18 protein-coding genes and 1 pseudogene are annotated in these 26,928 nt (G+C 46.1%); 12 read left to right on the top strand and 7 right to left on the bottom strand.

Annotation, left to right across the window (positions count from 1 at the left end; genetic code table 11):
• The gene (locus tag PJF56_RS12100; protein ID WP_283762932.1) at positions 1–1,398 is read left to right on the top strand and encodes a GAF domain-containing sensor histidine kinase; all 1,398 of its coding nucleotides are present in this window, start codon (positions 1–3) and stop codon (positions 1,396–1,398) included.
• Positions 1,399–1,430: 32 nt separating this feature from the next.
• Here PJF56_RS12100 and PJF56_RS12095 read toward each other — a convergent pair whose 3' ends face one another.
• The 3 genes from PJF56_RS12095 to PJF56_RS12085 all read right to left on the bottom strand — a co-directional run bounded on the left by PJF56_RS12095 (position 1,431) and on the right by PJF56_RS12085 (position 5,352).
• Positions 1,431–2,648 (bottom strand): NAD(P)/FAD-dependent oxidoreductase, encoded by a 1,218-nt coding sequence (locus tag PJF56_RS12095; protein WP_283762931.1) that lies wholly within the window; start codon positions 2,646–2,648, stop codon positions 1,431–1,433.
• A gap of 2 nt (positions 2,649–2,650) precedes the next feature.
• Positions 2,651–4,063: a cobyrinic acid a,c-diamide synthase CobB gene (locus PJF56_RS12090; protein ID WP_283762930.1), complete on the bottom strand. Its 1,413-nt coding sequence runs from the start codon at positions 4,061–4,063 to the stop codon at positions 2,651–2,653.
• A gap of 521 nt (positions 4,064–4,584) precedes the next feature.
• On the bottom strand, positions 4,585–5,352 hold the full coding sequence (locus tag PJF56_RS12085) for a DUF1350 family protein (protein WP_283762929.1): 768 nt from the start codon (positions 5,350–5,352) through the stop codon (positions 4,585–4,587).
• Between the two features lie 52 nt (positions 5,353–5,404).
• Here PJF56_RS12085 and PJF56_RS12080 point away from each other — a divergent pair, with 52 nt between their 5' ends.
• From PJF56_RS12080 to PJF56_RS12045, 8 genes are all read left to right on the top strand, one after another.
• Positions 5,405–6,118, top strand: a complete 714-nt coding sequence (locus PJF56_RS12080) for a GDSL-type esterase/lipase family protein (protein WP_283762928.1) — start codon at positions 5,405–5,407, stop codon at positions 6,116–6,118.
• Between the two features lie 95 nt (positions 6,119–6,213).
• Positions 6,214–6,528 (top strand): hypothetical protein, encoded by a 315-nt coding sequence (locus PJF56_RS12075; protein ID WP_283762927.1) that lies wholly within the window; start codon positions 6,214–6,216, stop codon positions 6,526–6,528.
• A gap of 57 nt (positions 6,529–6,585) precedes the next feature.
• Positions 6,586–8,439 (top strand): caspase family protein, encoded by a 1,854-nt coding sequence (locus tag PJF56_RS12070; RefSeq protein WP_283762926.1) that lies wholly within the window; start codon positions 6,586–6,588, stop codon positions 8,437–8,439.
• A 176-nt stretch (positions 8,440–8,615) separates the two neighbouring features.
• Positions 8,616–11,615, top strand: a complete 3,000-nt coding sequence (locus PJF56_RS12065) for a GAF domain-containing protein (protein ID WP_283762925.1) — start codon at positions 8,616–8,618, stop codon at positions 11,613–11,615.
• On the top strand, positions 11,608–11,997 hold the full coding sequence (locus PJF56_RS12060; RefSeq protein WP_283762924.1) for a response regulator transcription factor: 390 nt from the start codon (positions 11,608–11,610) through the stop codon (positions 11,995–11,997). The genes PJF56_RS12065 and PJF56_RS12060 overlap by 8 nt, the downstream gene beginning before the upstream one ends.
• 6 nt (positions 11,998–12,003) lie before the next feature.
• Complete coding sequence (locus PJF56_RS12055; protein ID WP_283762923.1) at positions 12,004–13,422, top strand: sensor domain-containing diguanylate cyclase; 1,419 nt, start codon at positions 12,004–12,006, stop codon at positions 13,420–13,422.
• Between the two features lie 93 nt (positions 13,423–13,515).
• Positions 13,516–14,877 carry an NAD(P)/FAD-dependent oxidoreductase gene (locus tag PJF56_RS12050; protein WP_283762922.1) on the top strand — a complete coding sequence of 454 codons (1,362 nt, stop codon included), beginning with the start codon at positions 13,516–13,518 and terminating at the stop codon, positions 14,875–14,877.
• 17 nt (positions 14,878–14,894) lie between these two features.
• Positions 14,895–15,758: a hypothetical protein gene (locus tag PJF56_RS12045; protein WP_283762921.1), complete on the top strand. Its 864-nt coding sequence runs from the start codon at positions 14,895–14,897 to the stop codon at positions 15,756–15,758.
• 209 nt (positions 15,759–15,967) lie between these two features.
• On the opposite strand, the gene rpmA is transcribed toward PJF56_RS12045, so the two are convergent.
• The 3 genes and pseudogenes from rpmA to PJF56_RS12030 form a co-directional block, all read right to left on the bottom strand.
• Entirely contained in the window at positions 15,968–16,234 is a 267-nt protein-coding gene (rpmA, locus tag PJF56_RS12040) for a 50S ribosomal protein L27 (protein WP_283762920.1), read from the bottom strand.
• A 55-nt stretch (positions 16,235–16,289) separates the two neighbouring features.
• Entirely contained in the window at positions 16,290–16,658 is a 369-nt protein-coding gene (rplU, locus tag PJF56_RS12035; protein WP_283762919.1) for a 50S ribosomal protein L21, read from the bottom strand.
• A 141-nt stretch (positions 16,659–16,799) separates the two neighbouring features.
• Positions 16,800–16,997: pseudogene (locus tag PJF56_RS12030) on the bottom strand (hypothetical protein); the annotation flags it as partial.
• A gap of 219 nt (positions 16,998–17,216) precedes the next feature.
• On the opposite strand from PJF56_RS12030, the gene gyrA reads away from it, so the two are divergent.
• From gyrA to PJF56_RS12015, 3 genes are all read left to right on the top strand, one after another.
• Positions 17,217–19,832: a DNA gyrase subunit A gene (gyrA, locus tag PJF56_RS12025; RefSeq protein ID WP_283762917.1), complete on the top strand. Its 2,616-nt coding sequence runs from the start codon at positions 17,217–17,219 to the stop codon at positions 19,830–19,832.
• A gap of 37 nt (positions 19,833–19,869) precedes the next feature.
• On the top strand, positions 19,870–20,400 hold the full coding sequence (gene rsmD / locus PJF56_RS12020; protein WP_283762916.1) for a 16S rRNA (guanine(966)-N(2))-methyltransferase RsmD: 531 nt from the start codon (positions 19,870–19,872) through the stop codon (positions 20,398–20,400).
• A gap of 224 nt (positions 20,401–20,624) precedes the next feature.
• Complete coding sequence (locus PJF56_RS12015; protein ID WP_283762915.1) at positions 20,625–21,236, top strand: hypothetical protein; 612 nt, start codon at positions 20,625–20,627, stop codon at positions 21,234–21,236.
• A 143-nt stretch (positions 21,237–21,379) separates the two neighbouring features.
• On the opposite strand, the gene PJF56_RS12010 is transcribed toward PJF56_RS12015, so the two are convergent.
• On the bottom strand, positions 21,380–26,767 hold the full coding sequence (locus PJF56_RS12010) for a trifunctional serine/threonine-protein kinase/ATP-binding protein/sensor histidine kinase (protein ID WP_283762914.1): 5,388 nt from the start codon (positions 26,765–26,767) through the stop codon (positions 21,380–21,382).
• Positions 26,768–26,928: the final 161 nt, after the last annotated feature.

The following is a 26,928-nucleotide window of genomic DNA, read 5'->3' as shown; positions in this document are numbered from 1 at the left end:
ATGAGCATACAGCCTCCTAATCCCGATCTGTCTTCCCTAAGTTCTGCCAATAGCTCGCCCAAGCTCGACTCCATAGTTCAGCAACGCACGAGCCAACTGGAGCAAGCCCTAGAGTTTGAGGCTATGCTCAAGCGAATTACGGATAAAGTCCGAGATAGTTTAGACGAAACCCAAATTTGGCAAACTGCTGTTCGAGAATTAACTGTAGTTTTGGGCATTAAAGGATGTAATGCCTCTTTATATGATTTAGAGAAGGGAACCTCAACGATTTGCTCGGAATATGCTGCCACAATTCCTGCCATTCACGGCCGGGTGGCCAAATTAGCCAAGTTTCCTGAACTGTATAAACAGTTGCTTAGAGGGCAGTATTTTCAGTTTTGCTCCCTATTGCCCAATCCAGAACGGGGGCGATCGGCGATGTTAGCCTGTCCTATTTTTGACAATCAAGGAGTATTGGGAGATTTGTGGTTAGTTCACCATGCGGACTATGAGTTTAGCGAGCTAGAACTTCGCTTAGTGCAGCAAGTCGCCAATCAATGTGCGATCGCCATCCGTCAAGCGCGTCTGTTTCAGTCCTCACAAGCTCAAGTGCAGGAGTTAGAGAAACTCAATCATCTTAAGGATGATTTTCTCAGCACCGTTTCCCATGAACTGCGCACTCCCGTGTCGAATATGAAAATGGCGATTCGGATGCTCAATATCTCCTTAGAACGATATATGACTGCGGCTCCCCCAGAAAGCGGGAACACTCAACAGGAAGCCTTAGAGAAAAAAGTGAACCATTATTTACAAATTTTGGGGGCTGAATGCGAACGGGAAATTAATCTGATTAATGACTTACTCGATCTCCAGCGATTGGAAAATCAGGAAGCACCCAGCGATCTGGATCGGATTAATTTGGTCGAGTTTATGGAGAAGATCCTGCCCTCGTTTCGCGATCGCGCCCACACTCGTCAACAACACCTGTCAATTGCAATTGCTGATGACATTCCCGACTTCCTCTCCGAGACGTTTAGCTTAGAACGGGTAATTGCCGAACTGTTCAATAATGCTTGTAAATATACCCCTCCAGACGAATCAATTCAATTCAAGGCATGGTTAGAGCAACCCTCAGAATTTTTACCCCCCAACTCCGATCGGGTGGTTAGCAATCGTCCCAAGCTATGGATGGAGGTTAAAAATACAGGCATAGAAATTTCTAAATCTGAATTAGAGCGAATTTTTGATAAGTTTTATCGCATTCCCAGCGCCGATCCTTGGAAACAAGGGGGAACGGGTTTGGGACTGGCTTTAGTGAAAAAATTAAGCGAGCGTTTAGGGGGAAAAATTCAGGTGAACAGTGGTAGTACATTTGTTGCTTTTACGGTTGTGTTGCCGATACAGACTGAAAATGGATAGTGATACAGGGAATGGGCACTCCGAGTCACCCCTTAATACTCATTACTTTTGAGGATAAATGGAGATAACAGGGGATCGGGAGTACCGGTTAACTGCCGGGCAAACCGGGGGGCGATCGCCGGAACTAAGGTCATGGGAGCGGTAAACCCAGAAAAAACATATAACCCTTCTCGTTTGGGTACAGCCCCCATAATGGCAAAATTTTGATGGACAAAGGCAACTAAACAAGAGTGCCAGGTTCCTGGTTCTTGGGCTAACGCGGGTAAGACTTGTCCCACTTTTTGGCGAATCTCTTGCTCGCTCTTTTGAGGATTAACCTGAGCTTGGGGATCGGTTACCGTGCGGCTCAATTGTCCCAATAAGAGTCTACCATCTTGAAACTGTACCGCACTGGTATCGACAATGGCGGGGGCTAATTCATGTCCCGGTTCATCCCAAAGGAATTCCAATTCTGGACGACTAGAAACGGTTTCCAGTTGATAGAGTTGGGTTTGGGAAGGGATGACAAAACTGGATAAACGCTGGTTGGTTTCGAGAATTTCTATTAATTCTGCATGGGTAAAATAAATAGGGATATCAATTCCCGCTTGTTTGAGCAGTTGGCGAGTCCATCCCCCCGCGCAAACAACTACATTTTTCGCCCGATAGATATCTTCAGAAGTGCTGACAGAATAGGAACGATCGCGATGGTTTTCTAATTCCTGGACTTCACCCATTTCCATGGCTCCCCCTTGACGAATCATGGCCTGTTGATAGGCTTGATTGAGGAGAATGGGGTTAACCTGCGCTTGCTCTAAGATTAAAGCATGAACGATCGCCTCTGGATTCAGTAGAGGTTCAATTTCACAGGCTTCTTGGGGGCTTAAAATCTGAAACGGATCGCTCATCTGCTCGTAAGCGGCGATCGTGCGTTCCACATCTTGCCCCGGATCGACGGTAAATAACAGATTCACCGGTCGATATTCCGTATCCATCCCTAACTCGTCGGATAATTGCTCGTGTCTGGCTTTTCCTTCCTGGAACAATTTTCCCATGTCTCCGGAATTACCATACCAATGAACGCCCCCATAACTATAGCGGGTTGCCCGATCGCGTTCATGTCCGCTTGCGGAAAGCGACTCCGCAGGAATATCGCCATCAGCACTTTGATCTAAAAGCAATACCTCTAATCCCAGCTTACCGAGTTCATAGGCTAGAGCGCTACCGGTAATACCTGCCCCGATTAAGATCCAATCATAGATTTTTGTCATATTTACCGAATCCCTTCCCTAATTGCCAACATTTTTTGCACAAAGCGCCGAGGAATATCTGGGCGATCGCCCCAATGTAAATGCAAATAGGAGGCATGAAGATTATAGATTTGCCATCCTTCGCTTACCGGGAGCCTATGGCGATCGTAGCCTTTTAATTGAAATAAGGGAAGAGCCGCCCCTTCTCCAGTGGGGAAAGGGGGAGTCAGTTGAGAGCGATGAAACTCATGGCCTTGAAGGGTTGTACCGGCTACCACCAGGGGACTATCATGGAGGACGGTTCCTTGTCGATAGCCGAGGGTAAGTTTTTTCTCCATGGTGACATGGGAGGGCAGAATACCTACCATTTCCCAGGTTTTGCCTGCAAAGGTGGTGAGACTTTGGCACAAAACCATTAAACCACCGCATTCGGCATAGGTGGGCAGTCCGGCTAAGATGGCGTGGTAGATGGCTCTTCGAGCGGCTTGATTTTCTGTGAGTTGCTCGGCGAACATTTCTGGAAATCCGCCCCCGAAGTAGAGTCCATCAATCTTAGGGGGAAGGGTGCGATCGCCTATCGGACTCCAGGGAACCAGTTCTACCCCTAGATTTTCCAAGATATCTAAGTTATCGGCATAGTAGAAGCTAAAGGCTGGATCTTGGGCGATCGCCAATCGGACTTTAGGCTTATGGTTAGGGGATGGGGGGATTTTATGCGATCCCCCTAAATCCCCCTTAGAAAGGGGGACTTTGAGAAATTGCTGCAAGGTTTGCCAATTAAAATGATGTTTTCCTAAATGGGCTAATCGGTCTAAAATCTGGTTCAACTGGGGTAATTCAGCCGTGGGAATTAGCCCTAGATGGCGGTCTGGGATGGTAATTTGAGTTTGGCGGGGAAATACGCCTAAAATAGGCAAATTGAGGGGTTCTAGGGCTGCTTCCAGGTATTCTTGATGGCGATCGCTCCCCACCCGATTGAGGACAATTCCCGCTAATGGTATGCTGGGGTCGAAGGTTTTGAAGCCATGGGCGATCGCGGCTACAGAATTAGACATCCTTCCGCAATCTAAAACCAGCATCACCGGTAAATTGAGCAGTTTGGCCACATGAGCCGTAGAGCCAAAAAAGCGATCGTCAGGATGACAATTGTAGGGCAAGCCATCAAACAACCCCATCACCCCTTCTACCACCGCACAATCTGCTGTTTGCTGATGGTGAGAATAACAGGTTTGCACCCATTCTGGAGAGGTTAACACCGGATCTAAATTGCGGCAAGAGCGACCCGTAATATAAGTATGAAACATGGGATCGATATAATCGGGCCCCACCTTAAACGATTGTACCGATACTCCTTGTTCTCGCAAACTTGCCAACAGTGCCAAGGTGATGGTTGTTTTCCCCACTCCGGAGCGATCGCCCGCAATGATTAATCCCATAATCAATTAAAAATTAAAAATTAAAAATTAAACAGTTTATTTTCCACGATTTCGGATTTTACACCACCTGATACCAAAATCAGGCGGTGTGCCGTTTGTCTGCCATCCAGGTATTGAGGGGTAGTATAGGGAGCAAGAGGGGTAGTATAGGGAGCAAGAGGGGTAGTATAGGGAGCAAGAGGGGTAGTATAGGGAGCAAGAGGGGTAGTATAGGGAGCAAGATGCTCCCACTCCAATAATATCAAAGGATTGAGGGAGAGTGCGGGCATCTTGCCCGCTCGTTTAAATCCAATAATATCAAAGGATTGAGGGAGAGTGCGGGCATCTTGCCCGCTCGTTTAAATCCAATAATATCAAAGGATTGAGGGAGTGCGGGCATCTTGCCCGCTCGTTTAACTCATTTTCATGTCCGCTTGCGGAAACCGGACTTGATATCATATCAAGTCTGTTGAATCAATTACAATTTTATAGCTTTTCTTACCTTTGTGTTCTCTGTGTCTTGGTGGTTTCAACAGCAACTATCAACCAATACCAGGATTCAACCATCGCAAAATCTCAGATTTCAACCGGGTAATATCCTTATAAATAAACTCCTGTTTCACCCATTGCCCCATAGCATCTAAAGGGCTAAACTCTCGTCCCGCTTGCCAGTTTATATCTTGTCCGAGGGGCGTTAAATGATTGCCGGGAAGCCTTTGTAACGTGACCATATTGGCAAATTTGGCTTGCAAAATTTCAATTAACCGGGAACTTTGATCGATGTCGTCTTTCTGAAAGCGAATTAAGAGATTGCGTCGGATCTGATACTCTTTCTCGATCGAACGTTCGGTTTCTTCTGGAGAGGGGGTAAATTCGAGTTCTAACAGGCTGGAAAGATTGAGACCCAGAGGAATGGCTTCATTAACGGGAGCGTTATTGTAGGCAATCAGGATGTTTCCGGCTCGATTAATCTTGGGTAAACTACCGATCAGCAGGTGCAGTTTACAGCCCATGCTATGACCTAATCCGTAAAGGGGTAAATAGCGCCGTCGCAGTTTTCCGAATCGTTCTAATTCGGCTAGGGTGTGATTAAATCGCTCCAAAACCGATCGCGCAATCTGATAATGATCGAAGGTATTGATAAAGGGGGTGGTGACGATAATATAGCCTTGAGCGGCGATCGCCTCCAATAACCAGCGATAGGTCACATGGGGGGCTGCACCAATAAACGCACCGCCCAAAAAATGCACCACGGCGATCGGTTTGGGAGGTACTAATACCCAATTGTCATCAATCTCTAACCAGTCCATAGCCTCAACTTAAAATCCTTGAGTTTATATCCAATCCTTGATAATCATGATCTTGTCTATCCTAAGTTTAAGTCTACTTCCATTCGCGAAACGCAACCTGCGGCGATCGCTCCTTCTTCTAGTCCTCTTGTTTACCACCTGGGGACTCGTCATCAGTTGCAGTTCATCCGTGAACCAGGTCAAAAATTTGCAACTCGGACAAGGGGAGCAGATGATCGTTTTGGGCGATAGCATTGCCTCTGGCTATGGAGTCCAGGTAGAGCAAGCCTTTCCCAGTCTTTTAAGTCGTCGCTTAAATGTCCCCATTCTCAATCAAGGGGTAGCAGGAGATACCACAGCCCTGGGGTTAGCCCGTCTGCAAACCGATGTATTGGATCAAAACCCCTGGTTGGTGATGGTAGAATTATCGGGAAATGACTATCTACAGCGTATCCCCGAAACCGAAACCGAGGAAAATTTACGCCAAATCATTACCCGAATTCAAGCTCAGGGGGCGATCGCCGTCATCTTGGGCATTAATGTAGGGGTTGTGGGAGATAATTACGATCGCCTGTTTGAGGACTTAGCCAAGGAAACTCAAGCCTATTTAATTCCCCAGATTCTTAAAGGCCTGCACAGAGATGAGAGATATCGACAAGATGATATTATTCATCCGAGTGCCGCAGGACATCAGATCATTAGCGATCGGGTTTTTGAGGGTTTACAACCCTTACTCAAAGCAGCTAAAATCCCCCCGACTCTTGAAAATCTGGTGATTGAAGAGTAAGAAAAAATGTTAACCTTTGTAAAGTATCAAAGGTCTGGCAAAGAACCTGGTAAGATACCTGTCGAAACTCTCCGATCTTATGAAGGGACATCGTTATGAGCTGGGAAACTGTGCGCCGACATCTTTCCGAATTAGCGGAATTAATTAGTCAATTGGAGTATGAAAACCTCAACGCGGAACAAAAGAAAGCCAAAGCTTCCCTAATTGAGACCTATGAAACGATGAGAACCCGCGTGATTGAAGAGTATTGGCGCGAGATTGAAATGAAAGGCGCTTATATGTCAGAAGATGCGGGATTAATTGCAGTAGCGGAAGAGTTAAAAGATGCCCTAGAGGCCGATGGTAATTACTTAGGCAAAACTCAAGAAGCCTTTGACGTATTTATGGCTGATGTACAGAAGTTACGCTAATGTAGCGCTACCCGCTAGGGAATTCGGGAATAAGCATGTATATTTTAGGAGTGGGTCATGGGAAAAACCAGGGCGATCGCCATCGGCATTAATCAATATCAACATTTCCAACCGTTAAGCTATGCCCAACAAGATGCCCAGGCATTTTCTGATTTTTGGACATATCAAGCGGGGTTATCCCTGGATCAATGCTTACTCCTGAGTGAGGTTTCACAGCCCATTCAAGGAGAATCTACTTACCCCGATCGCCCCACAATCGAAGGGTGGATCGACAAAATCGGTCGGCGCGAGCATCCCCAATTCCAGCTAGAGCCAGACGATCACCTTTGGGTCTTCTTTAGCGGTTATGGCTCCAGTATCGATGGCCAAGACTATCTGATGCCCATTGAAAGCGATCCCAATCAAGTCACCTCCACAGGTATCTCGATAGCTGACTTATTCAACCGTCTAGGAGACTTACCCACTGAAAATGTGCTGGTTGTTCTGGATATGAATCGGCCATCGAGTTTGCAAATTGGGGGACTTTTAGGAAACCAGACGGCTAATTTAGCGCGAGAACTAGAAATTGCCACCCTTCTTTCTTGTCAACCGGGTCAATTTTCCCAAGAGACCTTAGAATTACGACAAGGGTTATTTACGGCTGCTTTGCTGGAAGGATTGCGATCGGGTCAATGTAGTACATTAGCAAGTTTAGATCGCTATCTGCACCGTCGGCTAATGGAATTGAGCGATCAACACAATCGACCCAACCAACAAGCCTTGATGGTGGTGAATCCTCCCGGCCGAGTTCATCGGGTGATTTTACCGATTGAGGAACCCAAAACAGAAGAATCCCTTTCTCACTCTTCCAGTACCACCGAACCGTTAAGTGTTCCCTCCGGTTCTGGGGGCGTTCCTCAGCCAAGCCCTGTTGCCCAGAAAACCTCAACAGATACAACAGATATTCGTAAGCCTATGGAACCTGACAAAAAACCCCAATCTCAAGACCCCAAATCCAATGAAGAAGATGCACAGTTTTGGCGATTACTGATTCTGGCTTGGGGGGGCATCGCTCTGATTTTAATTGGGGGAGTATTTTTACGCAATCGCAATGCGCTAACCACGGTGGAAGGACAACCCAGCCCGACAGTGACTGAGCCTGTCCAGGGTTCTCCAGGGCCTTCTCCAGCAGCCACTCCTTCAGAAGTGGTGGTGATTCCTGCCCCTGCTCCAGAAGCGGCGACTCCAGCGCCTTCTCCAGTGCCTTCCCCAGCGCCTTCTCCAGAACCAGTTCCCCAAGCTCCGGCAACGGTGGCTCCACCGGCAGCTCAACCGGAACCAGCCAGTCCGCCAACGCTCTCAGAAGTGACCAGTATTTTAGGTTCTCAGCAAGCGTCACCTTATGTAAAGGCGATCGAAGAAGCACGGAAAATTTCAGCCGATAATCCGGCCTATGCCGAAGCTCAAGGAAAAATTGAGTTATGGGGTCAAGCGATTATGGATATTGCCATGGGTCGAGCGGCTCAGGGAGAATTTCAGAAGGCGATCGCTGCTGCCCAACTGGTTCCATCGGAAGTATCGGTTTATTCGCAAGCCCAGAACATGATTCCTTCCTGGCAACAGCAGGCAGCCCAAGCGCAAGCGAATCAGACGGTGATTCAGCAAGCCAGTAGCAAGGTTAAGGCCAATCAAGCGTCTTCTTATAATCAGGCGATCGCCCAGGTGAAGACCATTGGAGCCGATCAACCCCGCTATAGCCAAGCCCAGCAGTTAGCCAACCAATGGAGTAGTGAAATTCTCAAAATTGCCTATCGGCGGTTAGCCAGCGACGGCCCAGCAGCAGCGATCGCGGCTGCCCAGTTGGTTCCCCAAAATACGGCAGCTTATGCAGAGGCCCAACGGGCGATCGCCGTCTGGCAGACTCGCTTGTAACCTCAAGCCCTAGCATCCAAGGGATCGACTCCTCTGAAGGGATACAACCGACTGGTTGTATCCCTTATTCATTCAAAGCTTTAAACTTCTTTACGCACAGTTACCCTTCTAATCTTTTATACTGGCCAAGCTACCCATCCAGACAACTCCCTTATTTTTCCGTTTATTTCAATCCCATGTCCGATGAGTATGTTGTGGTTAAAGCAAGTGAATATACGGCCCTTCAAGAGGAAATTGAACGGCTTAGAGAACGGGTATGGGAACTGGAAAAAACAACCCAGACGCAGCCAGAACCCGTTCAGATTGCCCAAGAAAAAGCCCTCTTAGCGGTGATTACTCGCATTCGCCAATCTCTGGATGTAGAAACCATTTTTCAATCAACCGCCAGAGAAGTACGGCAGCTTTTGAATGCCGATCGGGTGGGGATGTATCAGTTTGGCCAGAACTCGAATTACCAATGGGGGGAATTTGTCTCCGAGGATGTCCTACCCCCGTTTTCTTCAACCTTAGCCGCTCGCATTGAAGACCACTGTTTCGGCGATCACTACGCCCAATATTACCAAGACGGGCGAATGTGGGCCTGTGATGACATTTATCAAGAAGGTTTGAACCTTTGCCATATTCAGATCTTGGAGCAATTCCAAGTCCGAGCCAATTTAGTGGTTCCCCTGCTTAAGGGAGAGACCTTATGGGGGCTTCTATGCATTCATCACTGTCGCGCCCCTCGCTCTTGGCAACCCCAAGAAATAGAATTTGTTTCCCATATTGCCGTTCATTTAGGAGTCGCCCTACAGCAAGCAGAAGTCTTAGCGGGGCAAAAGCAGCAGTCCGAACAGTTAGCCCAAGCCGTCGCTCAAGCTGTAGAACGGGAACAGGCGATCGCCGCCGTGATCACCAAAATCCGTCAATCCCTAGATCTCGACACCATTTTTCGCACCACCACCCAAGAAGTCCGCCACCTCCTCAAAGCCGATCGAGTCGTCATTTATCGCTTCAATGAAGACTGGAGTGGTGAATTTTTAGTAGACTCCGTTAACCCACACTGGAAATCCTTAATTATCTGTCAACAAGAAAATCCAGAGTTGAACTGTAAGATTAGTGAATGTAGCCTCAAAAATCTAGAACATTTGTCCGTCACAGACACTCATTTACAGGCAACCCAAGGACAATTATTTAAGCAAGGGCAATTATTTCGCGTCTGTTCCGATATTTATACCCATGATTTTTCAGACTGTTATATTCAGGCATTAGAATCCTATCAAGCCAGAGCCTATGCCATTGTAGCCATTTATCAACACCAGCGTCTCTGGGGGTTATTAGCAGCCTTTCAAAACACTGGCCCCAGAAATTGGCAAGAAATTGAAATTAACTTCTTAATTCAAATTAGCTCCCAGTTAGGCGTAGCCATTCAGCAAGCCCAGTTATTAGCCCAAACTCAAAAGCGCTCTAGCGAATTACAAAGCACCTTAGAAGCGCAACTGAAAAAACGGGCAGAAGAATTAGAAGAAGAAGCACAACGGGAGAGAGCGATCGCAGAAGTCATCGATAAAATTCGTCGTACCTTAGATTTAGAAACCATTTTCCAAACAGCCGCCACAGAAGTTAGACAATTACTCAACGCCGATCGCGTCGGGATTTTCGCCTTTGATTCCCACTCCGATCAAACAGTCGGGAAATTTATTTCCGAAGATGTTATCCCCCCCTTTGACTCGACTTTACAAAAAATTGTACAAGATCGATGCTTTCACGATCATCATCACATCCATTATCATCAAGGTAAAATCCAAGCCATTTCTGACATTCAAACAGCCAACTTATCCCCTTGCTACTTTGATATCTTAAACCAATTCCAAATTCGAGCCAATTTAGTTTTGCCCCTAGTAAAAGGCGAACAGTTATGGGGCTTGCTCTGTATTCATCAATGTTCAGAACCCAGGACTTGGCAATCCAAGGAAATAGAGTTCACTCGTAAAATTGCCATTCAACTGGGAGTCGCCCTACAACAGGCAGAATTACTCTCCCAGGCTCAAAAGCGATCCAGCGAACTGCGAACTACTTTAGCCGATTTAAATGCCATTGTTGATAACTTGGCCGATGGATTATTGGTCACGGATACTCAAGGAAAAATCACCCGATTTAATCCGGCTTTGTTAGCCATGTTTAATTTAGAAAAATGGCAATTACAAGGGCAGAATATTTGGACAATCTTTTCTCCAGAATTACATGAATTAATTACGACGATTCAGAATCGGAACCAGGAGATTGTAACCCTGAATGTAAAGTTAGGCAACAATCGGGAAGGTCAAGCCCTAGCCACCAGTATTATTAAGGAGGGAGAAGGCATGGAAGGGGATCAATGTATGGGTTCCGTCATTCTCATTCGAGATGTCACAGTAGAACGGGAAGTGGATCGGATGAAAACTGATTTTTTGAACACCGTTTCCCATGAATTACGCACCCCGTTAACATCCGTTTTAGGATTTGCGGAAATGATTCAGGAAAAATTAGAAGACGTAATTTTCCCGGTGACAGTGCAAGAGGATAGAAAAGTTAAGCGATCGGTGATTGCAGTTAGTAATAATATTGAAATCATCATCTCCGAGGCAGAACGCTTAACATCCTTAATTAATGACGTTTTAGATATTGCTAAGATGGAATCTGGGCGAGTGGATTGGAATATTCAACCCGTCGATCCACAAGTGATTTTAGATCGAGCGATCGCGGCAACATCCTCTTTGATTGAACGGAATCATTTACAATTCATTAAAAATATCGATCCCCATCTCCCCGTGATTGAAGTCGATCGCGATCGCATCATTCAAGTCGTCATTAATTTAATCTCTAATTCCGTAAAATTTACGGAGCAAGGAACCATTACTTGTGAAGCCAAGGTAGTGGACGATCATTTGATGATTGCCATTATTGATACGGGAATTGGCATTGCTCCAGAAGACCAGGATAAAGTATTTGAGCGATTCAAGCAAGTGGGAGATATTTTAACCAACAAACCCAAAGGCACTGGCTTAGGGTTACCCATTTGTAAACAAATTATTGAATATCATGGCGGAAAAATTTGGGTCGAAAGCACCCTCAATCAAGGAAGTAAATTTTCTTGCTTGCTTCCCCTGGATGCAACCGTTGTCAAAGCACATATTTTAGAGGAATTTAATGAATAAAAAAGTTTTAATCGCTGACGATGAGCCAAATATTCTTATCCTTATGGAACAAGCCCTTGAAAAGCTCGAAGATGAAGATGACGTAATATTACTCACGGCTAAAAACGGCCAAGAAGCATTGCAGATTATTGAACAAGAGAAACCTGATTTAGTATTTTTGGACGTAATGATGCCGAAAATGAATGGATTAGAAGTTTGTGCCCAAGTTAAGCAAAATATGAGCTTGGGTCATATCTATATTATTATGCTCACCGCAAAAGGTCAAGAATTTGACAAAAAAACAGGAATTGCCATGGGCGCTAACTTATATATGACCAAACCTTTTCGGCCCAAAGAAGTGTTAGCAAAATCTAGAGAAATTCTTGGATTTCTATATGAGTAACGGTGAATGATTAACCTCAAGTTTAAAAAAATTATCCTCAAACCAAGGATGAAAGGATTAATTCAGCGACTCTTGGATGATGACCATCCGATAGCGGTTTTAGATGACCATCAAAGACCGATTATCGGCAATTTGAATTTAGGGGATTTTCAAGGGTATGAAATTTCTATAGAAAACTCGATTGTCGGTTGGGTTGTGAGTCCTCTATTAGATCATCCCATCACACAAATGCTCATTTACTTGATTGAAACAGAAATCAACAAGAAAGTTTTAGCTATTGATGCTTTAGATAAATATGAAGAACTAAATTTTTTATATGATATTTCTGCCAAACTATCCACGTGCTTGAACGTCCAGGAAGTGATCAAGCTGATGGCAGATGAAGCCTTAAAACAAATTCCGGGTAATGCCCTGGTGGTGATGATTTACCAGGATGGTATGATGCAAGTATTTTACCCGAAACAAAACGAAAATCAAGTCATATTAGGTCAAAAAATATCTGCCAATTTAGGAATTTATGGCCATGTTTTTAAGACAGGGCAAGCAGAAATTGTCAATCAAGTTGATTTAGATACTCGCTTTATTTCGCAAACTTTTAAGATTGCTTCTCTAATGTGTTGCCCGTTAATGACTCAAACGGGAAAATTAGGTGTGATTCAAATTAGTAGCGATCGCACTCTAGAATATACTGCCCAAGATCTAAAATTATTTATTGCTCTAGCTTCCCAAGCCGCAGCCTCTATTCAAAATGCCCTCTTTTATGAACAACTTCGAGAATATTCCCATACTTTAGAACGAAAAGTGGCCGAAAGAACTGCCGAATTAGAAAAAGTTAACCAGGAATTAAATCAACTGGCCAATTTAGATGGTTTAACTCAAGTGGCGAACCGTCGTTGTTTACAAGAAACATTTAATCGAGAATGGTATCGCTTGGCCCGAGAGCAAGGGCCCTTATCGATGATTATTTGTGATGTAGACTATTTTAAGCGCTATAATGATACCTATGGGCATCAAATGGGGGATGAATGCTTACAAAAAATTGCCCAAACTCTTAAAAAAACATTAAAAAGACCAGCCGATTTAGTGGCGCGATATGGGGGAGAAGAATTTGTGGTCGTGCTACCCAATACTCAAGCATCTGGGGCTTGGATTGTGGCTCAAGAAATTCAAAGCAATGTGCGAAATTTAGGGATTGAGCATCAAGCCTCTTTGGTGAGTCCATTGATCACGATGAGTATGGGGATTTCTTCGACCGTTCCTACCCATTCCACATCAGGAGAAGAGTTATTTGAAGTTGCGGATCAAGCGCTCTACGAAGCGAAAAAACAAGGGCGCGATCGCATGATATTTCGGGAATTTAAATCCCCTATCTCCCCATCACAACGGCCAGAACCTAGACGAAATGACGGTTTTTATAGATTATAGTGGGGAGATGGGTAGGAGATCCTCATCTCAAGTTTGGTTGAATTGCTAAACTAAGATCCGATCTAAATCTCTCACCTTGAGAATCCTAACGCTATGGTTGATAACAATACCCAACCCTCTGTTCCCCATGTCGTGATTGTCGGAGGAGGCTTTGGGGGGCTTTATGCAGCTCAAGCCCTAGGCAAAGCACCGGTTAAACTGACGTTAATCGATAAGCGAAACTTTCACCTGTTTCAACCCTTACTCTATCAAGTGGCTACGGGCAGTGTATCCCCAGCCGATATTTCTTCACCCTTGCGTCTGGTTCTCAATCAAAATAAAAATACCCAAGTTCTCTTAGACCGGGTAACGGATATCGATCCCGATCGCCAACGGCTTACCCTCGGCGATCGTACCCTCTCCTACGATACCCTGATTCTGGCCACGGGCGTGAAGCATCACTACTTCGGCAATGACCAATGGCAAAGTATTGCCCCTGGCTTAAAAACCATCGAAGATGCTCTACTCATGCGTCGTCGCATTTATGGGGCCTTTGAAGCCGCAGAAAAGGAAACCGACCCCGAAAAACAAAAAGCCTGGCTCACCTTCGTGATTGTGGGGGGCGGCCCCACTGGGGTAGAATTAGCGGGGGCGATCGCCGAACTGGCCCATAGCGTTCTCAAAAATGACTTTCACCACATCGATACCACCAGCGCCCGGATTTTGCTCCTAGAAGGCATGGATCGCATTTTACCCCCTTACGCGCCAGAATTGTCCGCGAGAGCAGCATCAGACCTCACCCAGCTAGGGGTAAAGGTACAAACCCAGACCCTAGTCACCCAGGTAACGGAAGGGTCAGTAACGGTACGTCAGGGAGAAACGGAAAAATTAATTCCCGCCCGTACCATCCTCTGGGCTGCTGGAGTCAAGGCTTCTGGACTCGGTAAAGTGTTGCATGAAAAAACTGGAGTCGCCCTAGACCGAGCGGGTCGGGTGATGGTCGAAGATAACTTAAGCATTTCGGGTTATCCTAATATCTTTGTTATCGGTGACTTAGCCAACTTTTCCCATCAAGGAGAAGGAGAGCGTCCCTTACCCGGTATTGCTCCTGTTGCTATGCAAGAGGGCAAATATGTGGCCCAATGGATCAAACGGGAACTGCGCGGCCAAACCCATTCCCCATTCCGCTATACCGAAGTGGGCAGTCTAGCGGTGATTGGGGAAAATGCGGCGGTGGTAGACTTGGGATGGATGAAGCTCACGGGATTTATTGCCTGGTTAACCTGGGTGTTTGCCCATATTTACTATTTAATTGAGTTTGATAATAAATTAGTGGTGATGGTGCAATGGGGATGGAACTACCTAACCAGAGGTCGAGGAGCGCGGTTAATTACCGGTGAAGATTTCCTGTTAACCATTACTCCGGAAAATCTGGATACGACGGAAGATATGCCCCTTCCAGCGATCAAAAATTAAAAGAATGCAGGGGAATTATGACAGGACAACCTTCTAATCGTCCACCCGTAGAGAGTCCCTCTTGGGTGAAACGGCAAATGCTGAAGATCTTGCGATCGCTCATTACTGGGTTGCAGGCGATCGCCGATCGCCTAGAAACCTCTCCCTTTTCCGATCCCCAAGAGCCAATATTTCCCCTGTGGGATCGGCTTTTAGCACGGGTGCGCCGATGGCTACCGGCTCCCTGGAATCAGAACATCAATGATTTTGACCTCAGTCTAGCTCTAGGTGCAATCATCACCGTCTCTCTGATCCTCTCCGTTTCCCTCATTCCCCGTCCCGCTCCAGAAGTCGCGCAAGTTCCAGAACCGCCGCCAGAAGTGGAAGAACCAGAGATCGCCCCAGAACCTATCCCTGAAGAGATCCCAGAAGAAGAGATCCCAGAACCCATAGAAGAAGTGACTCAAGAACCCGAACCCCCAGAAATGGCAGAAGCAGAAGAACCTGTTGAGCAAGAAGAACAAGAAGAAGAAATTCCAGAACCCATTCCTGTAGACATTGCCCCACCCCCTCCTCCCGTTCTCACTCCCGAACAACGGTTAATTGTCACCATTCAAGAGCAAGTCAACCGCTTAACCGAAAAATATGAAGAGGGTTTAATTGATTCATTAGAAGCCGATTTCTTGAATAGCCTCCTGGTGCTAAAAGTCGATCGGCGCTGGTATGACTTACCTTTAGAGCAACAAAAGCGCCTCGCTAACGATATGTTGCGGCGATCGCAAAAACTCGACTTTAGCCGTTTAGAAATTCTCGATCTCGACGGTCATTTATTAGCCCGTAACTCCGTCGTAGGAAGCAACATGGTCATTCTCAAAGCCCAAACATTTGATGCCACTACTTAAAAACCCCAGTAATATCAAGTCCGGTGAATGGGAAAAAAGAAGCGGGCAAGATGCCCGCACTCCTAGAAAAAAGAAGCGGGCAAGATGCCCGCACTCCTAGAATCGGTTGATCTTAGTGGAGTGGGAGCGTCTCGCTCCCTAGACTTTTAATTAGGGTATTTCCGCTTCGCGGACATGAATAACCGGACTTGATATGAAACCCATGCAACCTAAGAGGTTGCTTGTGCAGGATAAACACTCACTTTCTTCCGATATCTACCGTTGCGCTCAAACGTAACGATACCATCAGTCAGAGCAAACAGAGTGTAATCCCGGCCCACACCCACATTTTTACCCGCATGGAAAGAAGTTCCTCTTTGACGGACAAGAATATTACCCGCCAGGACATTTTCCCCACCAAAGCGTTTTACACCCAAGCGTTGGGCGTTCGAGTCGCGGCCGTTGCGTGTACTTCCAGTTCCTTTCTTATGTGCCATAGGACTTTTGAGATTGATTATCGAGTGTATATCTAGTGTACAAACTTTACTGCAATTAAGCTTCTTCAGAGACTTCAGCCGGTGCTGCGGTTGAGGTTAACACCTCTCCATTGAGATTAATGGAATCGATCATCAACCGGGTGCGTTCTTGGCGGTGTCCGCGTTTTTTGCGCGTTTTCTTTTTCGGCTGCATTTTATAGACTAAAACCTTGCGATCGCGAAAATGACGCATTACCGTTCCTTCCACCGTCGCGCCACTCACCAAGGGTTGCCCCACATGGATATCATCACCATGCTGGATATACAACACCTGGTCAATCGAAACCGTTTGCTCCGGTTCCACCGCCAACAGTTCAATGTCATAAAAGCGACCGGGTTCAACTCTCAGTTGTTTACCACCCGTTTCAATAATTGCGTAACTCATGGGATATCGGTTCCTTGGGGTTGCCGTACAGGTAGCTGGTTGTTACCAGCATTTAGGGATGCTTGCACCTGATCCGAGCAGGGATTAAGCAGACAATCTATCATTATTTCACTTTACTTTCTATTTTGTCAATTACGGTTACTGTTGCCGCTCCTCCCCTGCTTCTGCTGCGGCATTGGCTAGAGCTTGAATCACGCGAGCATTACTTTCGATCAGGCGATCGTGGTTCTTAGCCATTTCAAATAACTGTTGCCGCTCTTCCCTAGCGGCACGAGCATTACTTTCGATCAGATCGGCTAAACGGTCTAACCGCTCATCATCCCAGCGCTCTGTACTCATCAATATGTCTCCTTTAATCTCCTACTGTTAGCTTAAACAGAAATCACCGTTGAAGAGGCGATCGCCCCCATCAGAATCCAGAGCAGAGCGGGACTCTGAAAATATGTTAAAATTTGATAAGTAAACACTCACAACTTGGTACGCTCAAACCCCCTCTGTGGGCGGGAATACCAAGTTTTGTAGTTTCTGAATTGTTTTCTGCATGGAGCCTTGCCCCGTATGAGTATCCCCCTAGATCGGATTGTGCCCACGGACTTAAGAAATGAGATGTCCCGGTCATACCTAGAATACGCCATGAGCGTGATTGTAGGTCGAGCGCTCCCCGATGCCAGGGATGGACTCAAACCGGTTCACCGCCGGATTTTGTATGCGATGCATGAACTGGGATTAACCCCCGATCGCCCCTTCCGGAAATGCGCCCGTGTCGTCGGGGAAGTCCTCGGTAAATACCATCCCCATGGCGATACCGCCGTTTATGATGCCCTCGTGCGGATGGCGCAAGACTTTTCCATGCGATCGCCCCTGATCAACGGTCATGGTAACTTCGGCTCCGTAGACAACGACCCCCCAGCCGCCATGCGGTACACCGAATGTCGCCTCCAGGCGATCGCCACCGAAGCCATGCTGCAAGACATCGAAGCCGAAACCGTAGACTTTCTCGATAACTTCGACGGCTCCCAACAGGAACCCATCGTTCTCCCCGCCAGGGTTCCCCAACTGCTGCTCAACGGTTCAGCCGGTATTGCCGTGGGAATGGCCACCAATATCCCCCCCCATAACCTGGGAGAACTGATCGATGGCTTAGTGGCGCTTATTGAAAATCCAGACTTAACCGATACTGCCCTGATGCAGTATATTCCCGGCCCTGACTTCCCCACCGGCGGCAAAATATTGGGAACCTCCGGTATCCAAGAAGCCTATACCCTGGGGCGCGGCTCCATTACCATGCGCGGGATCGCCGACATCGAAACCATTGAGCATCGGGGAAGACCGTCACGGGATGCCATTATTGTTACTGAACTTCCCTACCAGGTGAATAAGGCTGCCCTCATTGAGCGGATCGCCGAACTTGTCAATGATAAACGCATTGACGGCATTGCCGACATTCGCGATGAAAGCGATCGCGACGGAATGCGGATCGTCGTCGAACTGCGCCGGGATGCCTATCCTAGGGTCGTTCTCAACAACCTCTACAAACAAACCCCCCTGCAAACCAACTTCGGGGCCAATATGTTGGCCCTCGTCAACAACGACCCCCAACTGCTCTCCCTCACACACTTCCTCAACGTCTTCCTGGAATTCCGCGTAGAGACCATCACCCGACGCACCCAATACGAACTCCGCAAAGCCGAAGAGCGAGACCACCTGTTGCAGGGCTTGCTCATTGCCATGCAATACCTAGATGAAATTATCCAACTCATCCGTCACGCTGCCGATACCCCCAGCGCCAAAACCGAGCTGATCGAAAACTACTCCCTCTCGGAAATGCAGGCAGATGCCATTCTGCAAATGCAACTGCGGCGACTGACGGCCCTAGAAGCCGAAAAAATTCGTCAAGAACATGAAGACCTACAACTTCGCATTGCCGACTTAAAAGACATTCTGGCCAACCGCAATCGTATCCTAGAGATGATTAAGGCAGAATGTGCAGACCTGAAACAAAAATTTGCCACCCCTCGCCGCACCCAAATCGAAAGAGCAGAAGGGGATCTCGTCGATATGGACTTGATCGCCAATGAAAAAGCGGTGATCTTAATTACGGAACAGGGCTATATTAAACGGATGCCCGTGGATACCTTTGATGCCCAAAGTCGGGCAACACGGGGTAAATCCGGCGCAAAAATCAAAGAAGATGATGGCATTGACCATTTCTTGACCTGTTGCGATCACGATAGCTTACTCTTTTTTAGCGATCGCGGTGTGGTCTATCGCCTCCTGGCCTATCAAATTCCCAGTGGCTCCCGGAATGCTAAGGGCACGCCCCTGGTACAAATGTTGCCCATCCCCATGGATGAGAAGATTACATCCATTATCCCGGTATCTGAATTTAGCGACCATGAATATTTGGTCATGCTCACCCAAAATGGCTATATTAAACGCACTACCCTTGATGCCTTTAGTAACATTCGCACCAACGGGTTAATCGCCATTTCTTTAGGGGAAGGGGATCAGTTGCGTTGGGTCAGACGAGCAACGGAAGAAGATAGTATTATTATTGCCTCTCGCCAGGGCAAAGCGATTCATTTCCGAACCAATACCCAACAATTGCGTCCCCTGGGTCGGACGGCACGGGGAGTGCGAGCGATGAAACTGGCGGATGGCGATCGCCTAATTAGCATGGATATTCTACCCGGTCAGGTTCTCAATGAGCTAATGGTCGATCAGACCGAAGAAGAAGAGACCAACGAGCAACCAGAAACCGAAGACATAGATACCACTCCCCTGGGCCCCTGGGCTTTAGTCGTCACCACCAGAGGCTATGGAAAACGAGTTCCCGTGAACCAGTTCCGACTGCAAAATCGCTCCGGAAAAGGCATTATTGCCACTAAGTTCAAATCCCATAAAACCCATGATAAGTTAGCCGCTCTCCGCATCGTTCACCCCGACGACGAGTTAATGATGGTCACCTCCCGTGGCATTATTATTCGCCAGTCCACTAACGCCATTTCCGTACAATCCCGTGGTGCAACCGGGGTATTGGTGCAACGGTTAGATAAAGACGATGCCATTGCCGCAGTTGCCCTGGTTCCTACCCACGCCGAAGAAACGACAGAGGGAGAGCAAGAGGTAGAGTTACCCCCTGAAATCGACACTCCCGAACCCTTAGCGGAATAATTTCCAGTTCACATCGTGGTGATGAAATCTTGGTGATATGCGTATTTATGGCAATCGTGTGATTAAAACCCTTTCCGGTTCTCGGACTCGCCCGACTGCTGGGCGAGTCCGAGAAGCGGTATTTAATATTTGGCAAGGTTCGATTGAGGGCTGTCGCTGGTTAGATTTGTGTGCTGGTAGTGGTTCCATGGGGGCGGAAGCGTTGTGTCGGGGGGCTAGTTGGGTGGTGGGGATTGAACAGTCGAGTCCCGCTTGTGGGGTGATTCGCCAAAATTGGCAACAGATGGCATCAGCAGATCGATTTCGGGTTTGGTCTGGGGATGTGGTGAAGCGGTTGCAGCGCTTAGAGGGCGATCGCTTCGATCGCATTTACTTCGATCCACCCTATCAGAGTTCATTATATCAGCCGGTGTTAGAGGCGATCGCCGATCTCGATCTGCTCTCTCCTACAGGAGAACTCGCGGTTGAACATGCTCCCCAACTCCCTCCTCCAGGTGAGCTAGATGGCTTAGAAATTCTTCGCCAAAAGGTTTACGGGAATAGTGCTGTCACCTTTTATTCGAGTTAATTCTTCCTGTTAAGCAGTCAAAACCGAGTCAATAGGACATAATGTTAATGAGGGGCGTGACCCCTCATTCTTATTTTTGCGGAAGATCAAGTATTCTAGATAACATTTTGTGAGGACGGAGCGTTATGACCCTAGCAGAGAAGATAGCTGGCGCAAAACTTAAGAGACAGGGTAGAAACCAGCCTCAACCTCAGCTATCTGATAGAGTATCAACAACTCCAGTTGTGGAATCTTTGGTTTCTATTGGAGAATCAGATCGCCATCTGCACCTGTGCCGATTGCGGACTCCCTCCGAGAGAACAATCTATCCCTTTGATTGCTTGAGCGAACAACAAACGGCCGTGTCTAATGCTGCGGATATCACAGAATCTGACTTACCGTCCTCTGCTGGGGGGAGCAAGAGGATTCATTTGGATTTAGAAACCTTGCAAGGGTTTGAAGTGGTGAATCACCAGTTTGAACAGTGGGGGATTCAGTTTCGCAATGCGATCGCTCTTCAACCCTCTAATCCTGCCTATCCTCCGAAAACAGGAACAATGGTACTGATTGCTGGGCCCAAAAGTGGTTGGATGGAAGTGCTGTTTACTCGTCCAATCAGCGCCATGAGTTGTTATGTCACTAGCTCCCGACGAATTACGTTAACGGGGTTTGATCGACACAAGCAAGCGATCGCCTATACGGAGTTGTCAGAAGCGAATCTAGCAGACTCTAACGCTCCTATTGCTCCGAATGCTCTTTTGACGTTAACCACAGAGACACCAGAGATCCACCGCATTAACTTTTCCGCTTTTGATGGACAATTTAGTGTGGATGACTTTTACTTTCAATGGGATTAGCGATCGCATTGTGAACTATAGCGCTTCGCGCGGTAATAGGTAATGGTATTACTCCTGTGCAATGAAGTTGTGGGTAAGCGCCTGGCAAGGCTGATGGACAACTTAAGGCGCTGTCAAGTTTCTCATGACTTATTACTTAAAAATCATTCCTCCTCCGTAGGTCGTAAAGGAATTTCCACAATAAACTGAGCGCCCTCTCCCGGTTGAGAAATACAACTGAGTTGTCCGCTATGTTTTTCCACCACAATTTGATAACTGATGGATAACCCTAGACCAGTTCCAGAACCGACCGGCTTAGTGGTATAAAAGGGATTAAAGATTCTTTTCAAGGTTTCCTCGCTCATCCCCGGGCCATTATCAGCAATAATGACTTCCACCGATTGGCGATCCGTTACTTGCGTCCGCACCGTAATCGAGGGTTGCCGATCTTCAGGGGTTTCGGTATTTCTCTGATCTTGCATCGCATCGCAAGCATTGGTTAATAAATTCATGAACACTTGATTGAGTTGCGAAGCGTAGCAATTGACTAGAGGTAAATTGCCATACTCTTTAATAATTTTAATTTCTTTTTCATTCCCCGACTCTTTGAAGCGATTTTGCAAAATCAAGAGCGTACTCTCTAATCCATCATGCAGATTAACCGGTTTTTTATCTGCTTCATCCAGGCGGGAGAAGTTGCGTAGAGAAAGAATAATCTTCCGGATGCGTTCAGCTCCCACTTGCATGGAAGTGAGAAGATTTTTGAGGTCTTCACTGATAAAGTCGAGATCGATATCTTCAATCAGATCTTCAACTTCTTCAACAGGATTAGGGTAATGGGTTTGATAGAGATCGATCAAAGACAGTAAATCTTCAACATATTCTGTAGCGGGGGCGAGGTTCCCATAGATAAAACTGACGGGATTATTAATCTCATGGGCAACACCAGCCACCATTTGACCTAAACCGGACATTTTTTCTGTTTGGATGAGTTGGGCTTGGGTTCGTTGTAGCTCTTCGAGGGTTTGGGATAAATCTTGGTTTTTTTGGTTGAGTTCTTGGGTGCGCTCTTGCACTTTTTGCTCGACGGAGGCATAGAGGAGAGCATTATCAAGGGCGATCGCCGCTTGGGAGGATAAAACTTGCAGCACTTCAATGCGATCGCTGGTGAAGGCATCGGTAGTGAGGTTATTCTCTAAGTAGAGAATACTAATCAGTTGCCCTTGGCTAACAATGGGGATACACAGCAGAGATTTAACCTGGCGCTTAGTAATATAAGGATCGTTAGTAAACTGCCCATCTCGACAGGCATGACTTAACACCACATCCGAGAGCGATCGCTCCACATAGTTAATCACAGTAATGGGAAGCTCTTCACTGGTTTCTACGGCTGTTGAGTCTTGATTAATAATCGTTTCCTCATCGACAGAAGCCGACGCAGAAATCAGCAACTTGCCCTCCTTGGGCAGCAGCAAAAATCCAGATTGCGCTCCGGCATTTTCAATCAAGATTTGCATTAAGTTACCTAAAAGCTTATCTAAAACGATTTCACTCGAAATGGCTTGAGAGGCTTTGAGGACTGTATTTAAATCTAGGCTATGAGAAATCGAATTGGTAGAGGTGTGAATGGTTTTCGCCACATCTATGCCATTGGTGGATTGATTTAATGTGGCTTCTAATTGGGGATAGGCTAATTTCAGAGATGCCACTTTGCGCTTGATGCCCCATTTCTGGTAATGATAGTAAGCCTCCCGTAAATGCACCAGAGCATAGGAGACTTTATTTTTGTCCAGCCAAAAATCCGCCGCCCGTTCATTAGCGATCGCCTGCACCGGCATTAACTCATGCTCCGTAGCAACGGCGATCGCGCGATCGTACAAATCGATCGCCAGCTCCAGATCATTTTGCACGCGAGCCAATTCCCCTTCTACCAGTAAATATTTAGACAAGAAATTCGCCGCACAATTTTCCGACCATACCTTTAATTGCCGTTGATTCTCTCTCACCTTAGCTAACAGAGCCTCTCGCTCCGTCTCCTCTGTCATCCCATAAGCCGATAGACACAGCAAAGAAGAATAAAAATTATACTCAGTAACCGGCACAGTTCCCAGAATCGACTGAAGTTGATTAGCGATCGTCTCACTCAGAGCTAAAGCTTCCTCCAGATTGCCATACAAATAGAGCGTTTGCATCTTAAAAATCTGATAAATACACAACGCAAACGTATTCTGATTTTGCTGACACAGCTCCACATACTCCCCTTCCGTTAAACTCGGCCCATCAAAATTTAACGGCTCATCCGTTTGATCGTCCAAATTCAACAGTACCAACTGTAAACCCAGTAAAATATCCGTCACCAACTGATTTTCCGTTTTCTCGGCAAAAGGTAAATACTTAGGAATCTCCTCTAAAATCTCATTAATCGGTTTACCTTGGACAAAGAAATTAAGAGACTGATTATGCAACACATAACCCCCATAGGGTAAATCACCCGCATCCAGCGCAGATTGATAAGCCTCATTGCCTAAAGGATTTGAATCTTTCACCGGATTAAACCAATAATTCAAAGTGCTAATTAAACACACACCAGCCTTATAAGTCGGATGTCCCCACTTTTGATTCAACTGATAAGCCACCCGTCCCAGATCATAACCATTACGATATTCTCCAAACAAATTCACCAACAAAATGCCATAGGTAGGCAAAAAGAATCCCACTTCTGGAGTATATCCCTCCTCTAAAACCAACGTTGCACCCTTCAGAATCATCAGCGTCCACAACTGAATATTCAGCATATAAGTCGGTGGAGCCAAATTATTTAATAACTTCACCTTCATTTCGCTGACAGGATTCTCCATTTTCGGTTGATCGAGCAAGGATAAGATCGGGCGATTCCCTAGCGCTTCACCCGCTTTTTCTAACTGCTGGGGAATTACCCGATCTAAACCTTCAGTCGGTAAATCTATCCCTAATAAATCAAGAGCAGTTCTACCAATTTCCACCGCCTTTTGATATTGACCTCTGAGGGTATTTTGAATTAATAAAATATTATAAATCTCCGCCTTCTCAAAATCAGACTCAGCATGAGCTAAAACTTCATCAATCAAAGCTTCTGATTCAGCAAAATTTCCATTCAGATACTCCACATCTGCCCGTTCTCTATACAACGAAAACGCAAACCCATGATCCAACTGCCAAATATTATCCGGCAGACGACTCATTGCCTCCCTTAAATATTGAGAAGCAGCCACAAAAGCCGTAGCATCCTTCGCCCGTTTTCCTGCCTCTAAATTCAGTTGAGCCAATTCCAGGATTTGATCCCTTTCCGCAATCAAAGATCGACCCACATTCATATGATCGACCAACTCAAAAATCCGTTCACTGCGATATTCAACCGGCGTTCTCTCCAACAGCATTCGCCCGATTTTCAGATGCACCGCCTTTTTATCCACCTCATCAATTAAAGTATAAGCCGCTTGCTGAACGCGATCGTGGGAAAACTTATAATTTAAAATTAATAAAGGAGCCGTCACTAAATCAAAATCCACCACATCGCGACCCGAATTGGCCTGAATCATTTTTTCTGCAATCGCAGGCAACAAATCTTGAAACGTGCCATAGGATTCTTTTTCATAAATTAAAGACAAAGTATTTAAATCAAATTGATTTCCCAAACAAGCCGATAATCGTAAAACTTCCTGTGTCTTTTCCGGTAACTTGCGTAACTTACCAATCATTAAGTCCACCACATTTTCTGTAATACTCATGGACTCAATTTCTTCTAAATCCCAAGCCCATCCGCCCATCGTATCCGGCTGAGGCGGAACAAACCTGAGAAGCTTTTCTTGGTATAAAGTTTTCAGGAACTCATTCACAAAAAATGGATTTCCTTCTGTTTTATTTTTGATCAAATTTGCCAAAGGCTGAACCGAACTTTGGTCTTGATGCAAGGTTTGAGAAATCAACTGACCAATTTGATGTAAGTTCAGATTTTTTAAGTGAATTTCGCTCAAGTTCACCGACTGAATTCGCAGAGAATCCACCATCATCATCAGAGGATGACTGGGGCTGACTTCATTATCTCGATAGGCTCCAATTAAGAAAAAGTGTTTCACCTCTGCTTCTGTCAGCATCAGCTCAATCAACTTCAACGTGGCAGAATCTGCCCATTGTAAGTCATCTAAGAACATCACTAAGGGATGTTCTGGGCGACAGAAAATTTGCACAAAATTCTGAAAGACTAAATTAAATCTATTTTGGGATTCTGCTGGCCCTAATTCGATCGCGGAGGGTTGGGGGCCAATAATATATTCGATTTCCGGAATAACATCAATAATAATTTGCCCATTGGGGCCAAGGGCGGCTAATAACTTCTCTTTCCAGGCTTTTAATTTTTCTTCACTTTCTGTGAGCAGTAAATTGACTAATTCAGAAAACGCTTTAACAATAGCAAAATAAGGAATACTACGCTGAAATTGATCGAATTTTCCGAGGATAAAATAGCCATTTTTGCGGGTAATGGGCTTATAAATTTCTTGCACTAAAGCCGATTTACCGATCCCCGAATAGCCGCTCACCAGCATCAATTCCTTATGACCATCCGCGACTCGCTCGAAAGCTGCTAACAGCGTATCGATTTCCTTATCCCTGCCGTAGAGTTTTTCCGGAATTTTAAAATTATCGGAAACATCTTGTTCCCCTAACGGAAATAAATCGATCTGGTCGTTTTCTTTCAGATTCACCAAACACCGCTCTAAATCGGCCAGTAATCCCCAACTACTTTGGTAGCGCTCCTCAGCATTTTTAGCCAGTAATTTGATTACCAAATCAGAGACAATCTGGGGGATTTCTGGATTGACGATATGGGGAGCAACGGGTTGTTTGGCAATGTGACAATGGATGAGTTCCATCGTTTCTGTGGCTTCAAAGGGAAGCTTATGGGTCAGGAGTTCATAAAAGGTGACCCCCAAGGAATAGAAATCTGTGCGATAGTCTAAGCTGCGATTAAGTCTTCCGGTTTGCTCCGGGGACATATAAGCTAAAGTCCCTTCAATGGTGGGAGCCTGACGAGAGGTTTCATCCTCTCGATTGAGCATTCCCGATATACTTAAATCGACCAGTTTCACTTTTCCGGTGGCGGGATTAAAGACAATATTGGCCGGATTGATATCTTTATGAATAATATTGGCTTGATGCAAATCTCCCAAACTTTTGACAATTTGGAGCGCTAGGTTCAAAAATCCTAACAGGGTAAATTTCTGAGAGGCTAACAACTGTTTTAAGGATTCTCCCCCGAAATCCTCTAAAACCATGACTAAAGAGTTTTGATAGGTTTCTAGGGCGTAAGCCTTAACCACACTATCGAGATTGAGGCGATTGAGGAGTTCAAACTCTTGCTGATATCGATTTCTCTCTTCCCCGGTGGGGTACTCAGATTTGAGTAACTTGAGAATCACTGGCAGATTCCCTTTTTGTTGACAACCCCGATAGACTACTGTTTTGTCACTTTCGTAGATCTTGGCCAGAATTTGATAGCCGCTTAGATTAATCATAATCTTTTTGCTCTGAATCGCTTGGGGGAAGTAGGCAAAGAAATCTATAGGTAGAGGAGAAACAGACGACCCGAGGCGATCGCCGCCACCCTGCATCAAGATTACCTCACCAATTTAGCAAAATATAGCGCCACGTGCTGGTCATGCATTCCCCATAACAA

This window comes from Roseofilum halophilum BLCC-M91, from assembly GCF_030068445.1.
GTDB lineage: Bacteria > Cyanobacteriota > Cyanobacteriia > Cyanobacteriales > Desertifilaceae > Roseofilum > Roseofilum halophilum.
Note: the sequence above shows the minus strand (reverse complement) of the source record. Positions and strands in the feature narration are given on the sequence as shown.